14 protein-coding genes are annotated in these 14,016 nt (G+C 70.8%); 6 read left to right on the top strand and 8 right to left on the bottom strand.

Annotated elements, in window-relative coordinates; all coding sequences use genetic code 11:
• Positions 1-41 precede the first annotated feature (41 nt).
• The 4 genes from ACVN9Z_RS17450 to ACVN9Z_RS17465 all read left to right on the top strand — a co-directional run bounded on the left by ACVN9Z_RS17450 (position 42) and on the right by ACVN9Z_RS17465 (position 3,647).
• Positions 42-923 carry a LysR substrate-binding domain-containing protein gene (locus ACVN9Z_RS17450; RefSeq protein ID WP_024068458.1) on the top strand — a complete coding sequence of 294 codons (882 nt, stop codon included), beginning with the start codon at positions 42-44 and terminating at the stop codon, positions 921-923.
• Between the two features lie 76 nt (positions 924-999).
• Positions 1,000-1,887: a LysR family transcriptional regulator gene (locus ACVN9Z_RS17455; protein ID WP_409138381.1), complete on the top strand. Its 888-nt coding sequence runs from the start codon at positions 1,000-1,002 to the stop codon at positions 1,885-1,887.
• Between the two features lie 102 nt (positions 1,888-1,989).
• Positions 1,990-2,619 (top strand): glutathione S-transferase family protein, encoded by a 630-nt coding sequence (locus tag ACVN9Z_RS17460; protein ID WP_049052271.1) that lies wholly within the window; start codon positions 1,990-1,992, stop codon positions 2,617-2,619.
• A 35-nt stretch (positions 2,620-2,654) separates the two neighbouring features.
• Positions 2,655-3,647 (top strand): pyridoxamine 5'-phosphate oxidase family protein, encoded by a 993-nt coding sequence (locus tag ACVN9Z_RS17465; RefSeq protein ID WP_053498956.1) that lies wholly within the window; start codon positions 2,655-2,657, stop codon positions 3,645-3,647.
• 52 nt (positions 3,648-3,699) lie between these two features.
• On the opposite strand, the gene ACVN9Z_RS17470 is transcribed toward ACVN9Z_RS17465, so the two are convergent.
• Positions 3,700-4,158, bottom strand: a complete 459-nt coding sequence (locus ACVN9Z_RS17470) for a winged helix-turn-helix transcriptional regulator (RefSeq protein WP_006384392.1) — start codon at positions 4,156-4,158, stop codon at positions 3,700-3,702.
• A gap of 115 nt (positions 4,159-4,273) precedes the next feature.
• Here ACVN9Z_RS17470 and ACVN9Z_RS17475 point away from each other — a divergent pair, with 115 nt between their 5' ends.
• A complete protein-coding gene (locus tag ACVN9Z_RS17475; RefSeq protein ID WP_054438775.1) occupies positions 4,274-5,533 on the top strand; it encodes an MFS transporter in 1,260 nt (419 codons plus the stop codon).
• Between the two features lie 19 nt (positions 5,534-5,552).
• On the opposite strand, the gene ACVN9Z_RS17480 is transcribed toward ACVN9Z_RS17475, so the two are convergent.
• The 5 genes from ACVN9Z_RS17480 to ACVN9Z_RS17500 all read right to left on the bottom strand — a co-directional run bounded on the left by ACVN9Z_RS17480 (position 5,553) and on the right by ACVN9Z_RS17500 (position 11,769).
• On the bottom strand, positions 5,553-6,293 hold the full coding sequence (locus ACVN9Z_RS17480; protein ID WP_024068463.1) for an ABC transporter ATP-binding protein: 741 nt from the start codon (positions 6,291-6,293) through the stop codon (positions 5,553-5,555).
• Positions 6,281-7,099, bottom strand: coding sequence for an ABC transporter permease (locus ACVN9Z_RS17485; protein ID WP_230848811.1), 819 nt, complete (start codon positions 7,097-7,099; stop codon positions 6,281-6,283). The genes ACVN9Z_RS17480 and ACVN9Z_RS17485 overlap by 13 nt, the downstream gene beginning before the upstream one ends.
• Complete coding sequence (locus ACVN9Z_RS17490; RefSeq protein ID WP_241076792.1) at positions 7,096-8,109, bottom strand: ABC transporter substrate-binding protein; 1,014 nt, start codon at positions 8,107-8,109, stop codon at positions 7,096-7,098. The genes ACVN9Z_RS17485 and ACVN9Z_RS17490 overlap by 4 nt, the downstream gene beginning before the upstream one ends.
• 218 nt (positions 8,110-8,327) lie before the next feature.
• The gene (locus tag ACVN9Z_RS17495) at positions 8,328-10,097 is read right to left on the bottom strand and encodes an acyl-CoA dehydrogenase (protein ID WP_458212434.1); all 1,770 of its coding nucleotides are present in this window, start codon (positions 10,095-10,097) and stop codon (positions 8,328-8,330) included.
• Between the two features lie 34 nt (positions 10,098-10,131).
• Complete coding sequence (locus ACVN9Z_RS17500; protein WP_026383827.1) at positions 10,132-11,769, bottom strand: acyl-CoA synthetase; 1,638 nt, start codon at positions 11,767-11,769, stop codon at positions 10,132-10,134.
• Between the two features lie 194 nt (positions 11,770-11,963).
• Here ACVN9Z_RS17500 and ACVN9Z_RS17505 point away from each other — a divergent pair, with 194 nt between their 5' ends.
• Complete coding sequence (locus ACVN9Z_RS17505) at positions 11,964-12,674, top strand: Crp/Fnr family transcriptional regulator (protein ID WP_006384277.1); 711 nt, start codon at positions 11,964-11,966, stop codon at positions 12,672-12,674.
• Positions 12,675-12,687: 13 nt separating this feature from the next.
• Here the strand turns inward: ACVN9Z_RS17505 and ACVN9Z_RS17510 are convergent, their stop codons facing one another.
• Positions 12,688-13,416: an aspartate/glutamate racemase family protein gene (locus tag ACVN9Z_RS17510; protein WP_458212435.1), complete on the bottom strand. Its 729-nt coding sequence runs from the start codon at positions 13,414-13,416 to the stop codon at positions 12,688-12,690.
• A 21-nt stretch (positions 13,417-13,437) separates the two neighbouring features.
• Entirely contained in the window at positions 13,438-13,893 is a 456-nt protein-coding gene (locus ACVN9Z_RS17515) for a MarR family winged helix-turn-helix transcriptional regulator (RefSeq protein WP_006384279.1), read from the bottom strand.
• Between the last annotated feature and the right edge of the window lie 123 nt (positions 13,894-14,016).

A 14,016-nucleotide genomic window follows, 5' to 3' on the forward strand; every position in this document is an offset into this window, starting at 1 on the left:
TTCTTGGCTAAGATGAGTTCAATTCATCTGGATGGCCTGCCATGTTCGCCTCCCTGCCGGTTACCGCCTTGCGTGCCTTCGAGGCGGCCGCGCGCTTGCGAAGCTTCAAGGCGGCCGCGGCCGAACTGTCGGTGACGCCGACCGCCGTTTCGCACCAGATCAAGGCGCTGGAGCGCCACGCCGGCGTGGCGCTGTTCGATCGCGTGCCGCAGGGCGTGCGCCTGACCGACGCCGGCGCCCGGCTGTTCGCCAGCGCGCACGGCGCCTTGCTCGACATCGCCCAGACGCTGGACGCGTTGCGGCCGGCCAGCGCGGCCGGGGCCCTGACCCTGTCCACCACCCATTCCTTCGCGGCGCTGTGGCTGGTGCCGCGGCTCGGCCGCTTCTACCAGGCGTATCCGCAGTACCAGTTGCGCCTGCAGGCGCAGGCCGAGACGATCGACCTGTTGCAGGACGCCAGCGTCGACGTGGCGATCCGCTACAGCCGCCAGCGCTATCCCATGCTGCACGCGGCCTGCACCCTGCACGAGCGTTTCGGCGTCTACGGGGCGCCCGCCGTGGTGGCGCAGGCGCGGCGCGCCCGGCCCGCGCTGGTGACCGTGCGCTGGCGCGATTCGGCGCTCTACGACGAGGGCTGGCAGCAGTGGTGCGCGGCGGCGGCGTTGCCGGCCTGGCGCAAGCCGGCGGCGGTGCACGCCTATGCGGAAGAACACTACGCCTTGCAGGCGGCCATCGCGGGGCAGGGGCTGGTGCTGGCCAGCTCCGTGATGGTCTCCGACAGCGTCGCGGCCGGCACGCTGGTGCCGCTGCGCCCCGAGGTCAGCGTGGCGGGCGCGGCCTACACTGCCCTGTGCGCGCCGGGGCGCGAGCGCCATCCTCCGGTCAAGGCGTTCCTGGCATGGCTGCGGCAGGAATTCAAATAGGGGGTATCGACATGTGGAAGAGCGTGGCGGGCATACGCGACACGGAGGGACGCGCATCGTGAACCGGTTCCATGAAATGAGCGTTTTCCTGGCGGTGGCCGAGGCGCAAGGGTTTGCCGCCGCCGCCCGCAGGCTGGCGATGTCGGCCCCCACGGTGACGCGCAGCGTCGCGGCGCTGGAGCGGCGGCTGGGCACGCTGCTGCTGGTGCGCACCACCCGCAGCCTGCGCCTGACCGAAGCCGGCGAGCGCTACGCGGCCGATTGCCGCCGCATCCTCGAGGCCGTGGAGCAGGCCGATGATGCCGCCGCAGGCGCGATGGCCGCGCCGCGCGGGTCGCTGCACATTACCGCGCCGGCGCGCTTTGGTGAGCTGCATGTGATGCCGGCGGTGCTGGGCTACCTGCGCCAGCATCGCGAGGTGTCGGTGCGCGCCTTGCTGGTGGACCGCGTGGTGAACCTGCTGGACGAAGGCGTGGACGTGGCGGTGCGCATCGGCGCGCTGCCCGATTCCTCGCTGACGGCGGTGCCGGTGGGGCAGGTGCGGCGCGTGGTGTGCGCCTCGCCCGAGTTCCTGCGGCGCCACGGCACGCCCGACAACCCCGACGCCCTGGCCCGTTTTTGCACCATCACCGCGGCGATGGAGGGGCGCGGCTCCCAATGGCGTTTCCTGCAGGACGGCCAGTTGCGGCGCGTGCCGCTGGAATCGCAATTGACCGTGACGTCGTTCCAGGCCGCGGTGGCGGCGGCGTGCGAAGGCTGGGGCCTGACCCAGGTGGTGTCGTACCAGGTGGCGCGCGACCTGGCCAGCGGCGCCCTGCGGGTGGTGCTGCGCGACTATGAAACCCCGCCGCTGCCGGTGCACGTGGTGTTTCCGGAGGGGCGCAAAAGCTCGGCCAAGGTGCGCAGCTTCGTCGATTTCTGCGTCCAGGCGCTGCGCCGCGACCTGGCCGCGCTGCCGGCGTGAATTCTTTCACCGGCGGCAATGGTGTCTTGCGCGGCGTGGCTGTTCACGGGCGCGCGGCGAGGGTCCAACATGAGGGCCTGTTTCCGCTTCCGAGATGCCGCCATGTCCGCCGCTCCCCTGACGTTCTACGGTTTTCCCCTGTCCGGCCATTCGCACCGCGTGGCCCTGATGCTGTCCCTGCTGGACGTGCCGCACCGCCATGTCGAGGTCGACCTGCGCGGCGGCGCGCAGAAGCGGCCTGAATTCCTGGCGCTGAACGCCTTCGGCCAGGTGCCCGTCATCGACGACAACGGCGTGGTGGTGGCCGACTCGACCGCCATCCTGGTGTACCTGTGCAAGCGTTACGGTGGCCAGGCCTGGCTGCCCGAGGACGCGGTTGGCGCGGCGGCGGTGCAGCGCTGGCTGTCGGCCGCGTCCGGTCCGCTGGCCGGCGGCCCGGCCGCGGCGCGGCTGGTGACGCTGTTCGGCGCTCCGTACGACGTGCCCGCCACGCTGGCGCGCGCCCATGCCCTGCTGGCGGTGATGGAGCGCGAACTGGCCGCCACCGCTTACCTGGCCGGCGCGGCGCCGACCATCGCCGACGTGGCCTGCTACACCTACGTGGCGCACGCGCCCGAGGGCAATGTGTCGCTGGCGGCGTATCCGCAAGTGCGCGAATGGCTGGCACGGATCGAGGCCTGGCCGCGCTTCGTGCCGATGGTCCAGTCGCCGGTCGGCCTGCGCGCCGCCTGAATGCCCGCGGCGCCACGCTGCGCAAGGAGCCGGCCATGAGCCTTCCCCCTCTCGACACCCCCGCGGCCCCGGCCGCGCCCTGGCACGCGGGCGAACGCCAGTTGCAGGCGCACATCGGCATGGCCGAGCGCATGGCGCAGGTCGGCGCCAAGGTGATCCGCGACTACATGCCGGACCAGCATCGCCTCTTTTTCGCGCAACTGCCGTTCCTGGTGGTCGGCGCCGTCGACGGGCGCGGCGATCCCTGGGCCGGGGCGCTGGAAGGCGAACCCGGTTTCGCCCTGTCGCCGGACCCCGTGACGCTGCGCGTGGCCGCCATGCCGGACGCCGACGATCCGCTGGCCGATGGCCTGGGGCCGGACCGGCCGCTGGGCCTGCTGGGAATCGAACTGCACACGCGCCGGCGCAACCGCATGAACGGACGCATCGCCGCCTGGGATGGCAAGCGCTTCGACGTGGCGGTGGCGGAATCGTTCGGCAACTGTCCGCAGTACATCCAGGCGCGCGATTTCCATTTTTCGCGATCGCCGGCGTTGCGTTTTCCCGGGCCGCCGCGCGAGCGCACGGGACTGGGCGAGGCCGACAGGGCGTTGATCGCGCGCGCCGATACGCTGTTCGTGGCGACGTACGCCGACACGGACGTGGCCGGGCGTCGCGTCGACGTCTCGCACCGGGGCGGCATGCCGGGGTTCGTGCGCATCGACGGCGACACGCTGACGATCCCGGATTTTTCCGGCAACCGCTTTTTCAACACGCTCGGCAACATGGTGCTCAATCCGCGCGCGGGGCTGCTGTTCATCGACTTCGAGCGCGGCGACGTGCTGCAGGTGTCGGGCCGCGCCGAAGTGGTGCTGGACAGCCCGGAGATCGAGACGTTCGCCGGGGCCGAACGCCTGTGGCGGGTACACGTGCGGCGGGTGCGGTCGCGGCCGGGGGCGCTGGCCCTGCGCTGGCGCTTCGGCAACTATGCGCCGACCGCGCTGGCCACGGGGCAATGGCCGGGCGCTTCGGGGCAGGGGCGTTCCTAGGACGAAGCGGCATTCAAAGACGCCGCGCCCAGGCGCGCCATAGGGCGCCGGGCTAGGCGCGGTCGCCGCCGACGCGGCGCACGACCGTGTCGTCCGGCGCCAGCACGCGGCCGTCCTGCGCCCGGATTTCCAGGCGTTGCACCGCTTGCCCGCGCTTGCGGTCGATGAGCGTGGAGTGCGGCTCGGCGGGGCCGTAGTAGTGGTCTTCGCCCCACTGGCGCAGGCCGACGATGACGGGAAACAGCGCCTGGCCCTTTTGCGTCAGCACGTATTCCTGGTAGGCGCTGCCGTCGGACGCCGGCACGGCCGCCAGGATGTCGTGCGCCACCAGGGTGCGCAGGCGGTCGCTGAGGATGTTCTTGGCCACGCCGAGGCTTTTCTGGAATTCACCGAAGCGGCGCACGCCGTCGAACGCGTCGCGCACGATCAATAGCGACCACCAGTCGCCGATGGCGTCCAGGGCGCGCGCCACCGGGCAGGCGGCGCCTTCGAGACTGGTGCGTTTGACCATATCGTCCTGACCTTTGCCGACGTTCGCGGCGGGGGGAAATTGCGAATTTGTGGTTGCATTATAAAACCTGTGCGCCTAGCATTCTGGTTTCGTTATAAAACCATTTTAGGCCGTCATGCCTGACCGATCCGATTCATCCGCGGCGCCTGCCGCCGCCATTGCTCCAACCGAATCCGCCGCGCCCCTGCCCACCGCCGTGGTGCTGCTGCTGGCCGTGGCCTGCGCGGTGAGCGTGGCCAACGTGTACTACGCGCAGCCCCTGCTCGACGCCATGGGGCGCGAGTTCGGCCTGGACGAGGCCGCGGTGGGCATCATCGTCACCGCCACCCAGCTCGGCAGCGCGCTGGCGCTGTTGCTGGTGGTGCCGCTGGGCGACCTGCTGGACCGCCGCCGCCTGATGCTGGCGCAGTTGGGGCTGCTGGTCATGGCGCTGGTGGTGGTGGCGGCGGCGTCCGCCGCGCCCTGGCTGTTGGCCGGCATGCTGGGGCTGGGCCTGCTCGGCACCGCCATGACGCAGGGCCTGCTGGCCCTGTCGGCGGCGCTGGCGGCCCCGGCCGAACGCGGGCGCGTGGTGGGCGCGGCGCAGGGCGGGGTGGTGATCGGCCTGCTGCTGGCGCGCACGCTGGCCGGCGCCGTGGCCGACCTGTGGGGCTGGCGCGCGGTCTACCTGGTGTCCGCCGGCCTGGCGGCGGCGCTGGCGCTGGCGCTGAACCTGTGGCTGCCGCGCCGCGCGTTGCCGACGGCCAACCTGCGCTATGGCGCGCTGCTGCGTTCGCTGTTCACGCTGCTGGCGACCGAACGGGTATTGCAGGTGCGCGGCATGATCGCGCTGTTGATGTTCGCCGTCTTCAGCGCCTTCTGGACCGCGCTGGTGCTGCCGCTGAGCGCGCCGCCGCATTCGCTGACGCATACGGCGGTGGGGGCCTTCGGCCTGGTGGGGGTGGCGGGGGTGCTGGTGGCCGCGCGCGCCGGGCGCCTGGCCGACCGTGGCCATGGCCAGCGCACCACGGGGGCGGGGCTGGCGCTGCTGTGCCTGGCCTGGGTGCCGATCGCCTTCCTGGACCAGAGCCTGTGGGCGCTGGCGCTGGGCGTGCTGCTGCTGGACATCGCCGCGCAGGCGCTGCACGTCACCAACCAGACCATGATTTTCGCCATTGGCGCGCAGGCGCACAGCCGGCTGGTGGGCGGCTACATGATGTTCTACGCGGCCGGCAGCGGCCTCGGGTCGATTGCCTCGACGTTCGTGTATGCGCGGGCCGGCTGGTTGGGCGTGTGCGCGCTGGGCGCCGGCCTGAGCCTGGTGGCGGCGGCGTTCTGGGCCTTGACGCTGCCGCGCAGGACGGCGCCGGGCGGCGTGGCGCCGCGCCGGGCCTGAGCCGGCGCGTCCCCCGGGTTCAGTGATGTTCCAGCGTGTGGGCGATTGCCGCCACTTGCCGCGCGAAGGCCGGGTCCGCCCGGTCGCGCGGGCGCGGCAGGTCGATGTCGTAGTTGCCGGCGATATTGGCCGGGCGGCCCCCCAGCACCACCACCTTGTCGGCCAGGAACACGGCTTCCTCGATGTCGTGGGTGACGAACAGCACCGCCGCGCCCGATGCCTGCCAGACGCGGATCAGTTCCTGTTGCAGGTTGCGCCGCGTGATGGCATCGACGGCGCTGAAGGGCTCGTCCATCAGCAGCAGGTCGGGCTTGACCGCCAGCGCGCGGGCGATGCCGACGCGTTGCGCCTGGCCGCCGGACAACTGGTGCGGCCAGCGGCGGCCGTAGTCGCCCAGGCCGGTCAATTGCAGCGCGGCGTCGATGCGCTGCTGCCGTTCCTGCCGATCCAGGCCCAGGCCTTCGAGGCCGTAGCCGACGTTGCCGCCGACCGTGCGCCACGGCATCAGGCGGCTGTCCTGGAACACCACGGCGCGGCTGCGGCGGCCGGGGCGCGCGGGCGCCTGGAAGCGGACCTCGCCGCCGGCGGGATCGGCCAGGCCGGCCGCCGCGCGCAGCAGCGTGGACTTGCCCACGCCCGAACCGCCCACCACGGCCACGAAGCTGCCCGCCTCGATCGCCAGCGACAGGCCCTGGATCACGGGCGCGTCGGCGCCCGGATGCCGGTACGAGAGTTTCGAGAATTCGATCACGGACGCCATTGCAGCACCTTGTTTTCGACCGCCGAGAACGCCAGGTCGCAGAGCGTGTAGACCAGCGAGATGATCAGCATGTAGACCACCACCGCGTCGTAGGCGCCGACGCCGGCGGCGGCGTTCATTTCCTGGCCCATGCCCGGCACGCCCAGCAGTTCGGCCGCGATCAGCGTCATCCAGGCCTGGCCGATGCCGGTGCGCACGCCCGCCAGCGCGCCGGGGGCGATGGCCGGCAGCGTCACGCCCAGCGCGCGCGCCAGGTAGCCGCCATGGCCGAAGGCGCGCGCCAGTTCGTAGTAGCGCGGGTCGACGTTGCGCACCGCGCCGTAGGTGGCGAAATAGTTGACCCAGAACACGCCGATGGCGATGACGAAGGCGGCGCCGGCGTGGCTGACCTTGAACCAGGCGATGGCGAACACCACCCAGGCCAGCGGCGGGATCGGCCGCAGGATGCGCGCCAGGTAGGCTTGCGCCAGGTCGAAGCGCGGCAGCGTGGCGGCCGCCAGGCCGGCGGCAAAACCCAGCGCGGTGCCCGCGGCCAGGCCCCAGAAGTAGTGCACGAGGCTCGAGCCGATGGCCGGCAGCAGGCGGCCCGATTGCCATTCCTGGACCAGCGTGGCGGGTAGCGCGAATGGGTCGGGCAGGGTGCCCGGGGGCGCCCATTGCCAGATCAACGCGGCCTTCCAGATGGCGATGAAGATGGCCAGCCCGCCGATGCCGTACGCCGCCCGGCGCGCGGCGGCGAACCAGGGCGGCGTGCCCTTGCGCGCGCGCGGCGCGGGGGCGGCCAGGGCCGGGGCGGTCTGGCTCATTGTTTCTTGGCCTTGTCGTAGAAGCGGGTGTCGAACAGCTGCCTGACGTCGACCTTGGCGGCCTCGACCGTGCCCAGGCTGGCCTGGAAGGTCTGCAGCTCGGCGGTGGCGTCGACGATGGCGTGCGGGTCGGCCACGAACTGGTCATGCGAATTGCGAATGGCCTTTTCCACCAGCGCGCGGTCCAGACGGCCGCCGCCGACGTATTTCTGCACGTGCGCCGCGGCGCGCGCCGGGTCATCGCGCAGCAGGGCGGTGGCGGCCAGTTGGGCGTCGACCAGTTGCTGCACGGCCTCGGGGTGCTCGGCGATCAGCTTGTCGCGCACCAGCAGCACGGCGCCGGGCTGGTTCGGGAACAGTTGGGAGCCGCGCGCCACCACGCGCGATTCGGGGGCGCGGGTCAGCACGGTGGTGACGGTGGGTTCGAGGATGGCGGCGCCGTCAATGGCGCCGGTCAGCAGCGATTGCTGGATCTGCGCCTCGCCCTGGTAGATCAGGTCCAGGCTGGCGGGGTCCGCCTTCAGGCGGTTGCGCAGCCAGTATTGCAGCGCGGCCTCGGGCACGGCGCCCTTGGGGTAGCTGGCGATGACGGGTTTCCTGCCCTTGTCCTTGGCAAAGCGGGCGAACGCCGTGGCCGGATCGCCCGAGGCGAAATACGGCGCCAGCGCGCCCAGCGCGACCACGTTGACCTGCTCGACGATGTTGGAGGCCACCACCTTGATGCCGGCGCCCTTGGCGCTGGCCACCAGCGCCGGGCCGATGCCGACGTAGGCGACGTCCAGTTGCCCGGCCAGCAGCGCCTGGGTCAGCGCCGGACCGCTCTGGAACGACACCAGCTTGGGGGCCGGCGCGCCCTTGGCCTGCAAGCTGCCTTCTTCCAGCGCCACGAACAATTGCGCGTCCGGCAGGATCGGCAGGTAGCCGATTTCGAGCGCGGGCGGCGCGGCGTGGACGGGGGCGAAGGATGTGGCGGCGGCGACGAGCGCGGCGGTGAACAGCTTGCGGAGCATGAGGGAAATGTCCTGAACGACGGCGCCTTGGTGCGGCTGGCGGCTTGCCCGCGGGGCCGGGTTTCCCGGATCCGCTTAATAATTTTAGATATGTTTATGTCTTTTCATTATTCTTTCTGGTTATATGCTTAACGGGGGCCGTGTTCCATGAAAAAAGACCGCCGTGGCGGTCTTTCAGAAAGGAGGCCAGGGTCGCCGTCGCGGCGACCGGCGCGGCTTCAGGGCTGCACGGCATACTCGATCGAGCCGGCCACCACCGCCGCCAGCCCCGGCGCCTGGGTCAGCTTGTGCAGCGCGTAGGTCTGGGCCGTGGCGATCTTGGCCTGGTGGAAGGCCGGGTCTTCGCCCAGGCGGTCCAGCGACGCGAGCAGCGCGCGCGCCATCTGCCAGCCGGCCAGCACCGTGCCGGCCAGCAGCAGGTAGGGCACGCCCGAGCCGAACACCGCGTTGGGATGCGCGGCGGCGTTGGCCACCACGAAGTCGACCGTGTTGGCCAGCGCCAGGCGGCCCTGGCGCAGCGGCGTCAGCACCAGGCGCGCGGCCGGCTCGCTGCGCGCCTGCAGCGCTTCCTCGGTCTTGCGGATTTCCTCGATCAGCGCCTGCGCCACCGCGCCGCCGTCGCGCAGCGTCTTGCGGCCGACCAGGTCGTTGGCCTGGATCGCGGTGGTGCCTTCGTAGATGGTGAGGATGCGGGCGTCGCGGTAGTACTGGGCCGCGCCGGTCTCTTCGATGAAGCCCATGCCGCCGTGCACCTGCACGCCCAGGCTGGCGACGTCGATGGAGGCTTCGGTGCACCAGCCCTTGACGATCGGCACCAGGAATTCCTGCACCGCCAGGTGGCGGGCGCGCGCCGCCGGGTCGGCGCTGGCGTGGGCCAGGTCGGCGTGGCCGGCGGTGTAGTAGGCCAGCGCGCGGCCGGCCTCGGTCAGGGCGCGCATGGTGCCCAGCATGCGGCGCACATCCGGGTGCTGGATGATGGGCACGGCGTCGCGCGAGGAGCCGTCCACCGGGCGGCTCTGCACGCGTTCGGCGGCATAGGCCAGGGCGTGCTGGTAGGCGCGGTCGGCCACCGCGATGCCCTGCACGCCGACAGCGAAGCGGGCCGCGTTCATCATGATGAACATGGCGTCCAGGCCGCGGTTTTCCTGGCCCACCAGGTAGCCGATGGCGCCGCCCGCGTCGCCGAACTGCAGCGTGGCGGTGGGGCTGGCCTTGATGCCCAGCTTGTGCTCGATCGACACGCAGGTAACGTCGTTGCGCGCGCCCAGCGAGCCATCGTCATTGACCAGGAACTTGGGCACCAGGAACAGCGAGATGCCCTTGACGCCCTCGGGCGCGTCGGGCAGGCGCGCCAGCACCAGGTGGATGATGTTCTCGGCCAGGTCGTGCTCGCCGTAGGTGATGAAGATCTTGGTGCCCGAGATGCGGTAGGTGCCGTCGCCGACCGGCTGCGCGCGGCTGCGCAGCAGCGCCAGGTCGGAGCCGGCCTGCGGCTCGGTCAGGTTCATGGTGCCGGTCCACTGGCCCGACAGCATCGGGCCGATGAAGCGTTCGCGCAGTTCGGGCGAACCGGCCGTCAGCAGCGCCTCGACGGCGCCGTTGGTCAGCAGCGGACACAGGGCGAACGACAGGTTGGCGGCGTTGAGCATTTCGGAGCAGGGCGCGCCCAGGAGGCCGGGCAGGCCCTGGCCGCCGTATTCGGCCGGATGCGTCATGCCCTGCCAGCCGGCCTCGGCGTACTGGCGGAAGGCCTGCTTGAAGCCGGGCGAGGTGGTGACGGCGCCATCGCGCCAGGCGCTGGGCTCGCGGTCGGCGGGATGGTTCAACGGCGCCAGCACGTCGGCGGCGAAGGTGGCGGCTTCCTCCAGCACGGCCTGGGCGGTGTCGGGCGTGGCTTCGGCAAACTGCGGCAACGCGGCCACCTGCGGCAGGCCGGCCAGGTGGTTCAGCACGAACAGCATGTCTTTCACGGGGGCTTGGTACGTCATGGCGTCGGAGCTCCGAGGTCTGGATGAGAGGGAATCAGGTGGCGTCGATGGCGCGGGTGGAACCCACCGCGGCGCGCAGTTCGAATTTCTGGATCTTGCCGGTCGAGGTCTTGGGCAGTTCGCCGAAGCGCACCGCGCGCGGCACCTTGAAGCCGGGCAGCAGCAGCTTGCAGTGGGCGATGATCTCTTCGGCGGTGGCGCTGTGGCCGGGCTTGAGTTCGACGAAGGCGCAGGGCGTCTCGCCCCATTTCGGGTCGGGCATGGCCACCACCGCCACGGCGGCCACGGCCGGATGGCGGTAGAGGGCATCCTCGACCTCGATGCTGGAGATGTTCTCGCCGCCCGAGATGATGATGTCCTTGCTGCGGTCCTTGATGCGGATGTAGCCGTCGGGCGTCATCACGCCCAGGTCGCCGGTGTGGAACCAGCCGCCGCCGAAGGCCTCGTCGGTGGCGCGCTCGTTCTTCAGGTAGCCCTTCATGCAGATGTTGCCGCGGAACATGATTTCGCCCACGGTCTGCTCGTCGGCCGGCACTTCCTCCATGGTGTCGGGGTTGCGCACCGAGACGCCGGCCTGCAGGTGGTAGCGCACGCCCTGGCGCGCGGTCAGCAGGGCGCGCTGTTCGTCTTCCAGGTCGTTCCAGGCGTCCTGCGGGGCGCACACGGCGGCCGGGCCGTAGACCTCGGTCAGGCCATAGACGTGGGTCAGTTCGAAGCCGATTTCCTTCATCTTGGCGATCACCGCCGGCGCGGGCGCGGCGCCGGCCACCATGGTGCGCACGGTATGGGTGATGCCGGCGCGCAGCTCGGCCGGCGCGTTGGCCAGCGCGCTTTGCACGATGGGCGCGCCGCAGTAGTGGGTCACGCCCTCGGCGCGGATCAGGTCGAACACGGTCTTGGGGTCGAACTTGCGCAGGCAGACGTTGACGCCGGCGCGCGCCGCCACGGTCCAGGCGAAGCACCAGCCGTTGCAGTGGAACAGCGGCAACGTCCACAGGTAGACCGGGTGCTTGGGCATGTCCCATTCGAGGATGTTGCTGACGGCGTTCAGGTACGCGCCGCGGTAGTGGTAGACCACGCCCTTGGGATCGCCGGTGGTACCCGAGGTGTAGTTCAGCGCGATCGCGTCCCATTCGTCGGCCGGCGGGCGCCAGTCGAAGGTGGCGGGGGCGGCGGCCAGGAAGGCCTCGTAGTCGGTGGCGCCGGGCAGGGTGGCCGGGGCGCCGTCCAGGTCGTGCACCGAGATCACTTTCAGGTGCGGGAATTCGGCGCGGGCGCGTTGCGCGACCTCGGCGTATTCGGTGTCGACGATCAGCGCGCGGGCTTCGCCGTGGCCCAGCATGAACAGCACGCTGGGCGTGTCCAGGCGGGTGTTGAGGGTGTTGAGCACGGCGCCCAGCATCGGCACGCCGAAATGCGCCTCGACCATGGCGGGGATGTTCGGCAGCATCACCGCCACCGTGTCGCCGCGCTGGATGCCGGCGGCGGCCAGCGCGCCGGCCAGGCGTTGCGCGCGTTCGTAGGTCTGGGCCCAGGTGCGGCGCACGGCGCCGTGCACCACGGCCAGGCGGTTGCCATAGACCTGCGCGGCGCGGGCGATGAAGTCGACCGGGGTCAGGGGCTCGTAGTTGGCGTCACGGCGTGCCAGGCCGTGGTCGAACATGCTGCTCATGCTTGTCTCCTGTGGGGCGCGGGGACGCCCGGATATGCTTTTGTGCGGGAAACTTGATCTGGATCGCCGGGTTTGATGCTGATGCGAATCCCGCTGCTTGCTAGAGCTTATCGGCCGCCGGAAAATGGTGTCTGTCGCCTGCATGACAGACCTTTTTCCAGGCGCCCAACCCGCAGTTTTACACGGTTCTTTCCATGTCCGACGTTTCAAACGATGTTTCCCGGACCGAGCTGGCCGCGCTGTTGCGCGGCTGCGCCTGGTTCACCGCGCTGGACGCGCCGCACCAGGATTTGGTGCTGGCCACGGCGCGCGCCGAACACGTGGCCAGCGGCGCCTGGATCGCGCGCCGCAACGCGCCGTCGGATTACTGGCTGGGGGTGCACAGCGGCCTGCTGAAGCTGGCGATCTACAACGAGTCGGGGCGCAGCTGCACGTTCTCGGGGGTGCCGCCGGGCGGCTGGTTCGGCGAGGGCAGCGTCATCAAGCGCGAGCTGCGCAAGTACGACGTGGTGGCGATCCAGCCGTCGCTGGTGCTGCTGGTGCCGGCCGCCACCTTTCATGCGCTGCTGGCGGCCAGCCTGCCGTTCTCGCATTTCGTCATCGGCCAGCTGAACGACCGCATGGGCGAGTTCATCGCCTCGATCCAGAACCATCGCCTGCTGGACGCCGATGCGCGCGTGGCGCAGTCGCTGGCGCAGTTGTTCAACCCGCAGCTGTATCCGTCCACCGACCTGACGCTGGCGATTTCACAGGAAGAATTGGGCTACCTGACGGGCCTGTCGCGCCAGCGCGTCAACCAGGCCTTGCAGACGCTGGCGGACCAGGGCGTGCTGGCGCTGTCGTACAACCAGATCAAGGTGCTGGCGCTGGATCGTCTGCGCCAGTACGGGCTGGACCAGCTCTGAACGCGCGCGCGCCTCAGGCCGCCGCGCGCGGCGGCGTAGGCGCGTTCAGGGCGTGATCCAGGGCCGCGCGCGCCAGGATGCGGGTGGAGTCCAGCGTCGGCAGCGCGCAGTTGGCGTCGTCCAGCACCAGCGGCAATTCGGTGCAGCCCAGCACCACCGCGTCGCAACCGGCGTCGCGCAGCCGCGCCACCACGCCTTGCAGCAAGGCCACCGATTCGGGCTTGAAGACGCCGTAGACCAGTTCGTCCATGATGACGCGCGCCAGCAGGTCGCGGTCGTCTGGCGCCGGGCGCACGTAGTCCAGCCCGCGCGCCCGCAGCTTGTCGGGGTAGACCGCGCTGTCGACCAGCCAGCGGGTGCCGAGCAGGCCGATGCGGCGCAGGCCGCGCGCGGCCGCCACGGCGGCGACTTCCTCGGCGATGTGCAGCCAGGGCAGGGGCGAGCGCGGCAGCACGTGGTCCAGCGCCTGGTGGATGGTGTTGTCGGGGCAGACCAGGAAATCCGCGCCGGCGAGCGCCAACCGGTTCGCGGAGGTCAGCATCAGCGCGCCCACGCCGGCCAGGTCATTGCGTTCCAGGCAAGCGACGTAGTCCGCCAGCGACAGGCTGTGCAACGACACCTCGGGGTGCGCGTGCGGCCCCAGGCGTTGGGCGCCCTCGGCGCAGATCGTGCGGTAGCAGAGCGCGGCGCCTTCCGCCGAGCAGGCGACGATGCCGATGTGCAGGGGCGGACGGGCGGGCATGCGGACTCCGTGGCGGCCGGGTCAGGCGGCGGGTTTGGACAAGGCCCGCGCATGGCGGGCGATCTGGCGGAATTGTTCGGCCATGGCGTCCTGCTGCGCTTGCGGCAGTTGCGACAGGAACAATTCGTCGATGGCCGGGCCGTAGACCTTCCACATCTTGCGCCGCAGCGCCAGGCCGTCCGGCGTGATGCGGGCATAGGTGGCGCGGCGGTCCTCGTCGGAACGGAAGCGCTCGACCAGTCCGGCGGCCTCGATGCGGTCCATCAGGCGCGTCAGGTTGTAGCGCGCGATGACCATGCGCTCGGCCACCTCGAACATGCGCGCGGTGCCTTGCGGCGCGCGCTCCAGCGCCCACAGCGCGTCATACCACGCCAGCGGCGGCAGGCCGGCGGCGGACAGTCGTTTCTCGATCTCTTCCACCACCAGCGCATGCGCGGTCAGGAAGAGGCTCCACGCGTCGGGCTTGCCCGTGGCCATGCGGTCGCTTCCTTTTGTCTAGAGATTTCGCAGCCCGGATTGTAGAGGCCCGGACCGCCGCTGGCAGGGTGGAAATCACCGCATGCCGGTTCTTTATACCCTGCCAGGTTCGGGTAGAAAGCA

This window comes from Achromobacter sp. KK8 (assembly GCF_054188005.1).

Excerpts from the sequence above, each read along its gene's own strand:
- ACVN9Z_RS17450 (WP_024068458.1), top strand. The coding sequence starts at position 42 with ATGTTCGCCTCCCTGCCGGTTACCGCCTTGCGTGCCTTCGAGGCGGCC.
- ACVN9Z_RS17455 (WP_409138381.1), top strand. The coding sequence starts at position 1,000 with ATGAGCGTTTTCCTGGCGGTGGCCGAGGCGCAAGGGTTTGCCGCCGCC.
- ACVN9Z_RS17460 (WP_049052271.1), top strand. The coding sequence starts at position 1,990 with ATGTCCGCCGCTCCCCTGACGTTCTACGGTTTTCCCCTGTCCGGCCAT.
- ACVN9Z_RS17515 (WP_006384279.1), bottom strand. The coding sequence starts at position 13,893 with ATGGCCACGGGCAAGCCCGACGCGTGGAGCCTCTTCCTGACCGCGCAT.
- ACVN9Z_RS17470 (WP_006384392.1), bottom strand. The coding sequence starts at position 4,158 with ATGGTCAAACGCACCAGTCTCGAAGGCGCCGCCTGCCCGGTGGCGCGC.
- ACVN9Z_RS17505 (WP_006384277.1), top strand. The coding sequence starts at position 11,964 with ATGTCCGACGTTTCAAACGATGTTTCCCGGACCGAGCTGGCCGCGCTG.
- ACVN9Z_RS17510 (WP_458212435.1), bottom strand. The coding sequence starts at position 13,416 with ATGCCCGCCCGTCCGCCCCTGCACATCGGCATCGTCGCCTGCTCGGCG.
- ACVN9Z_RS17485 (WP_230848811.1), bottom strand. The coding sequence starts at position 7,099 with ATGAGCCAGACCGCCCCGGCCCTGGCCGCCCCCGCGCCGCGCGCGCGC.
- ACVN9Z_RS17475 (WP_054438775.1), top strand. The coding sequence starts at position 4,274 with ATGCCTGACCGATCCGATTCATCCGCGGCGCCTGCCGCCGCCATTGCT.
- ACVN9Z_RS17465 (WP_053498956.1), top strand. The coding sequence starts at position 2,655 with ATGAGCCTTCCCCCTCTCGACACCCCCGCGGCCCCGGCCGCGCCCTGG.
- ACVN9Z_RS17495 (WP_458212434.1), bottom strand. The coding sequence starts at position 10,097 with ATGACGTACCAAGCCCCCGTGAAAGACATGCTGTTCGTGCTGAACCAC.
- ACVN9Z_RS17480 (WP_024068463.1), bottom strand. The coding sequence starts at position 6,293 with ATGGCGTCCGTGATCGAATTCTCGAAACTCTCGTACCGGCATCCGGGC.
- ACVN9Z_RS17490 (WP_241076792.1), bottom strand. The coding sequence starts at position 8,109 with ATGCTCCGCAAGCTGTTCACCGCCGCGCTCGTCGCCGCCGCCACATCC.
- ACVN9Z_RS17500 (WP_026383827.1), bottom strand. The coding sequence starts at position 11,769 with ATGAGCAGCATGTTCGACCACGGCCTGGCACGCCGTGACGCCAACTAC.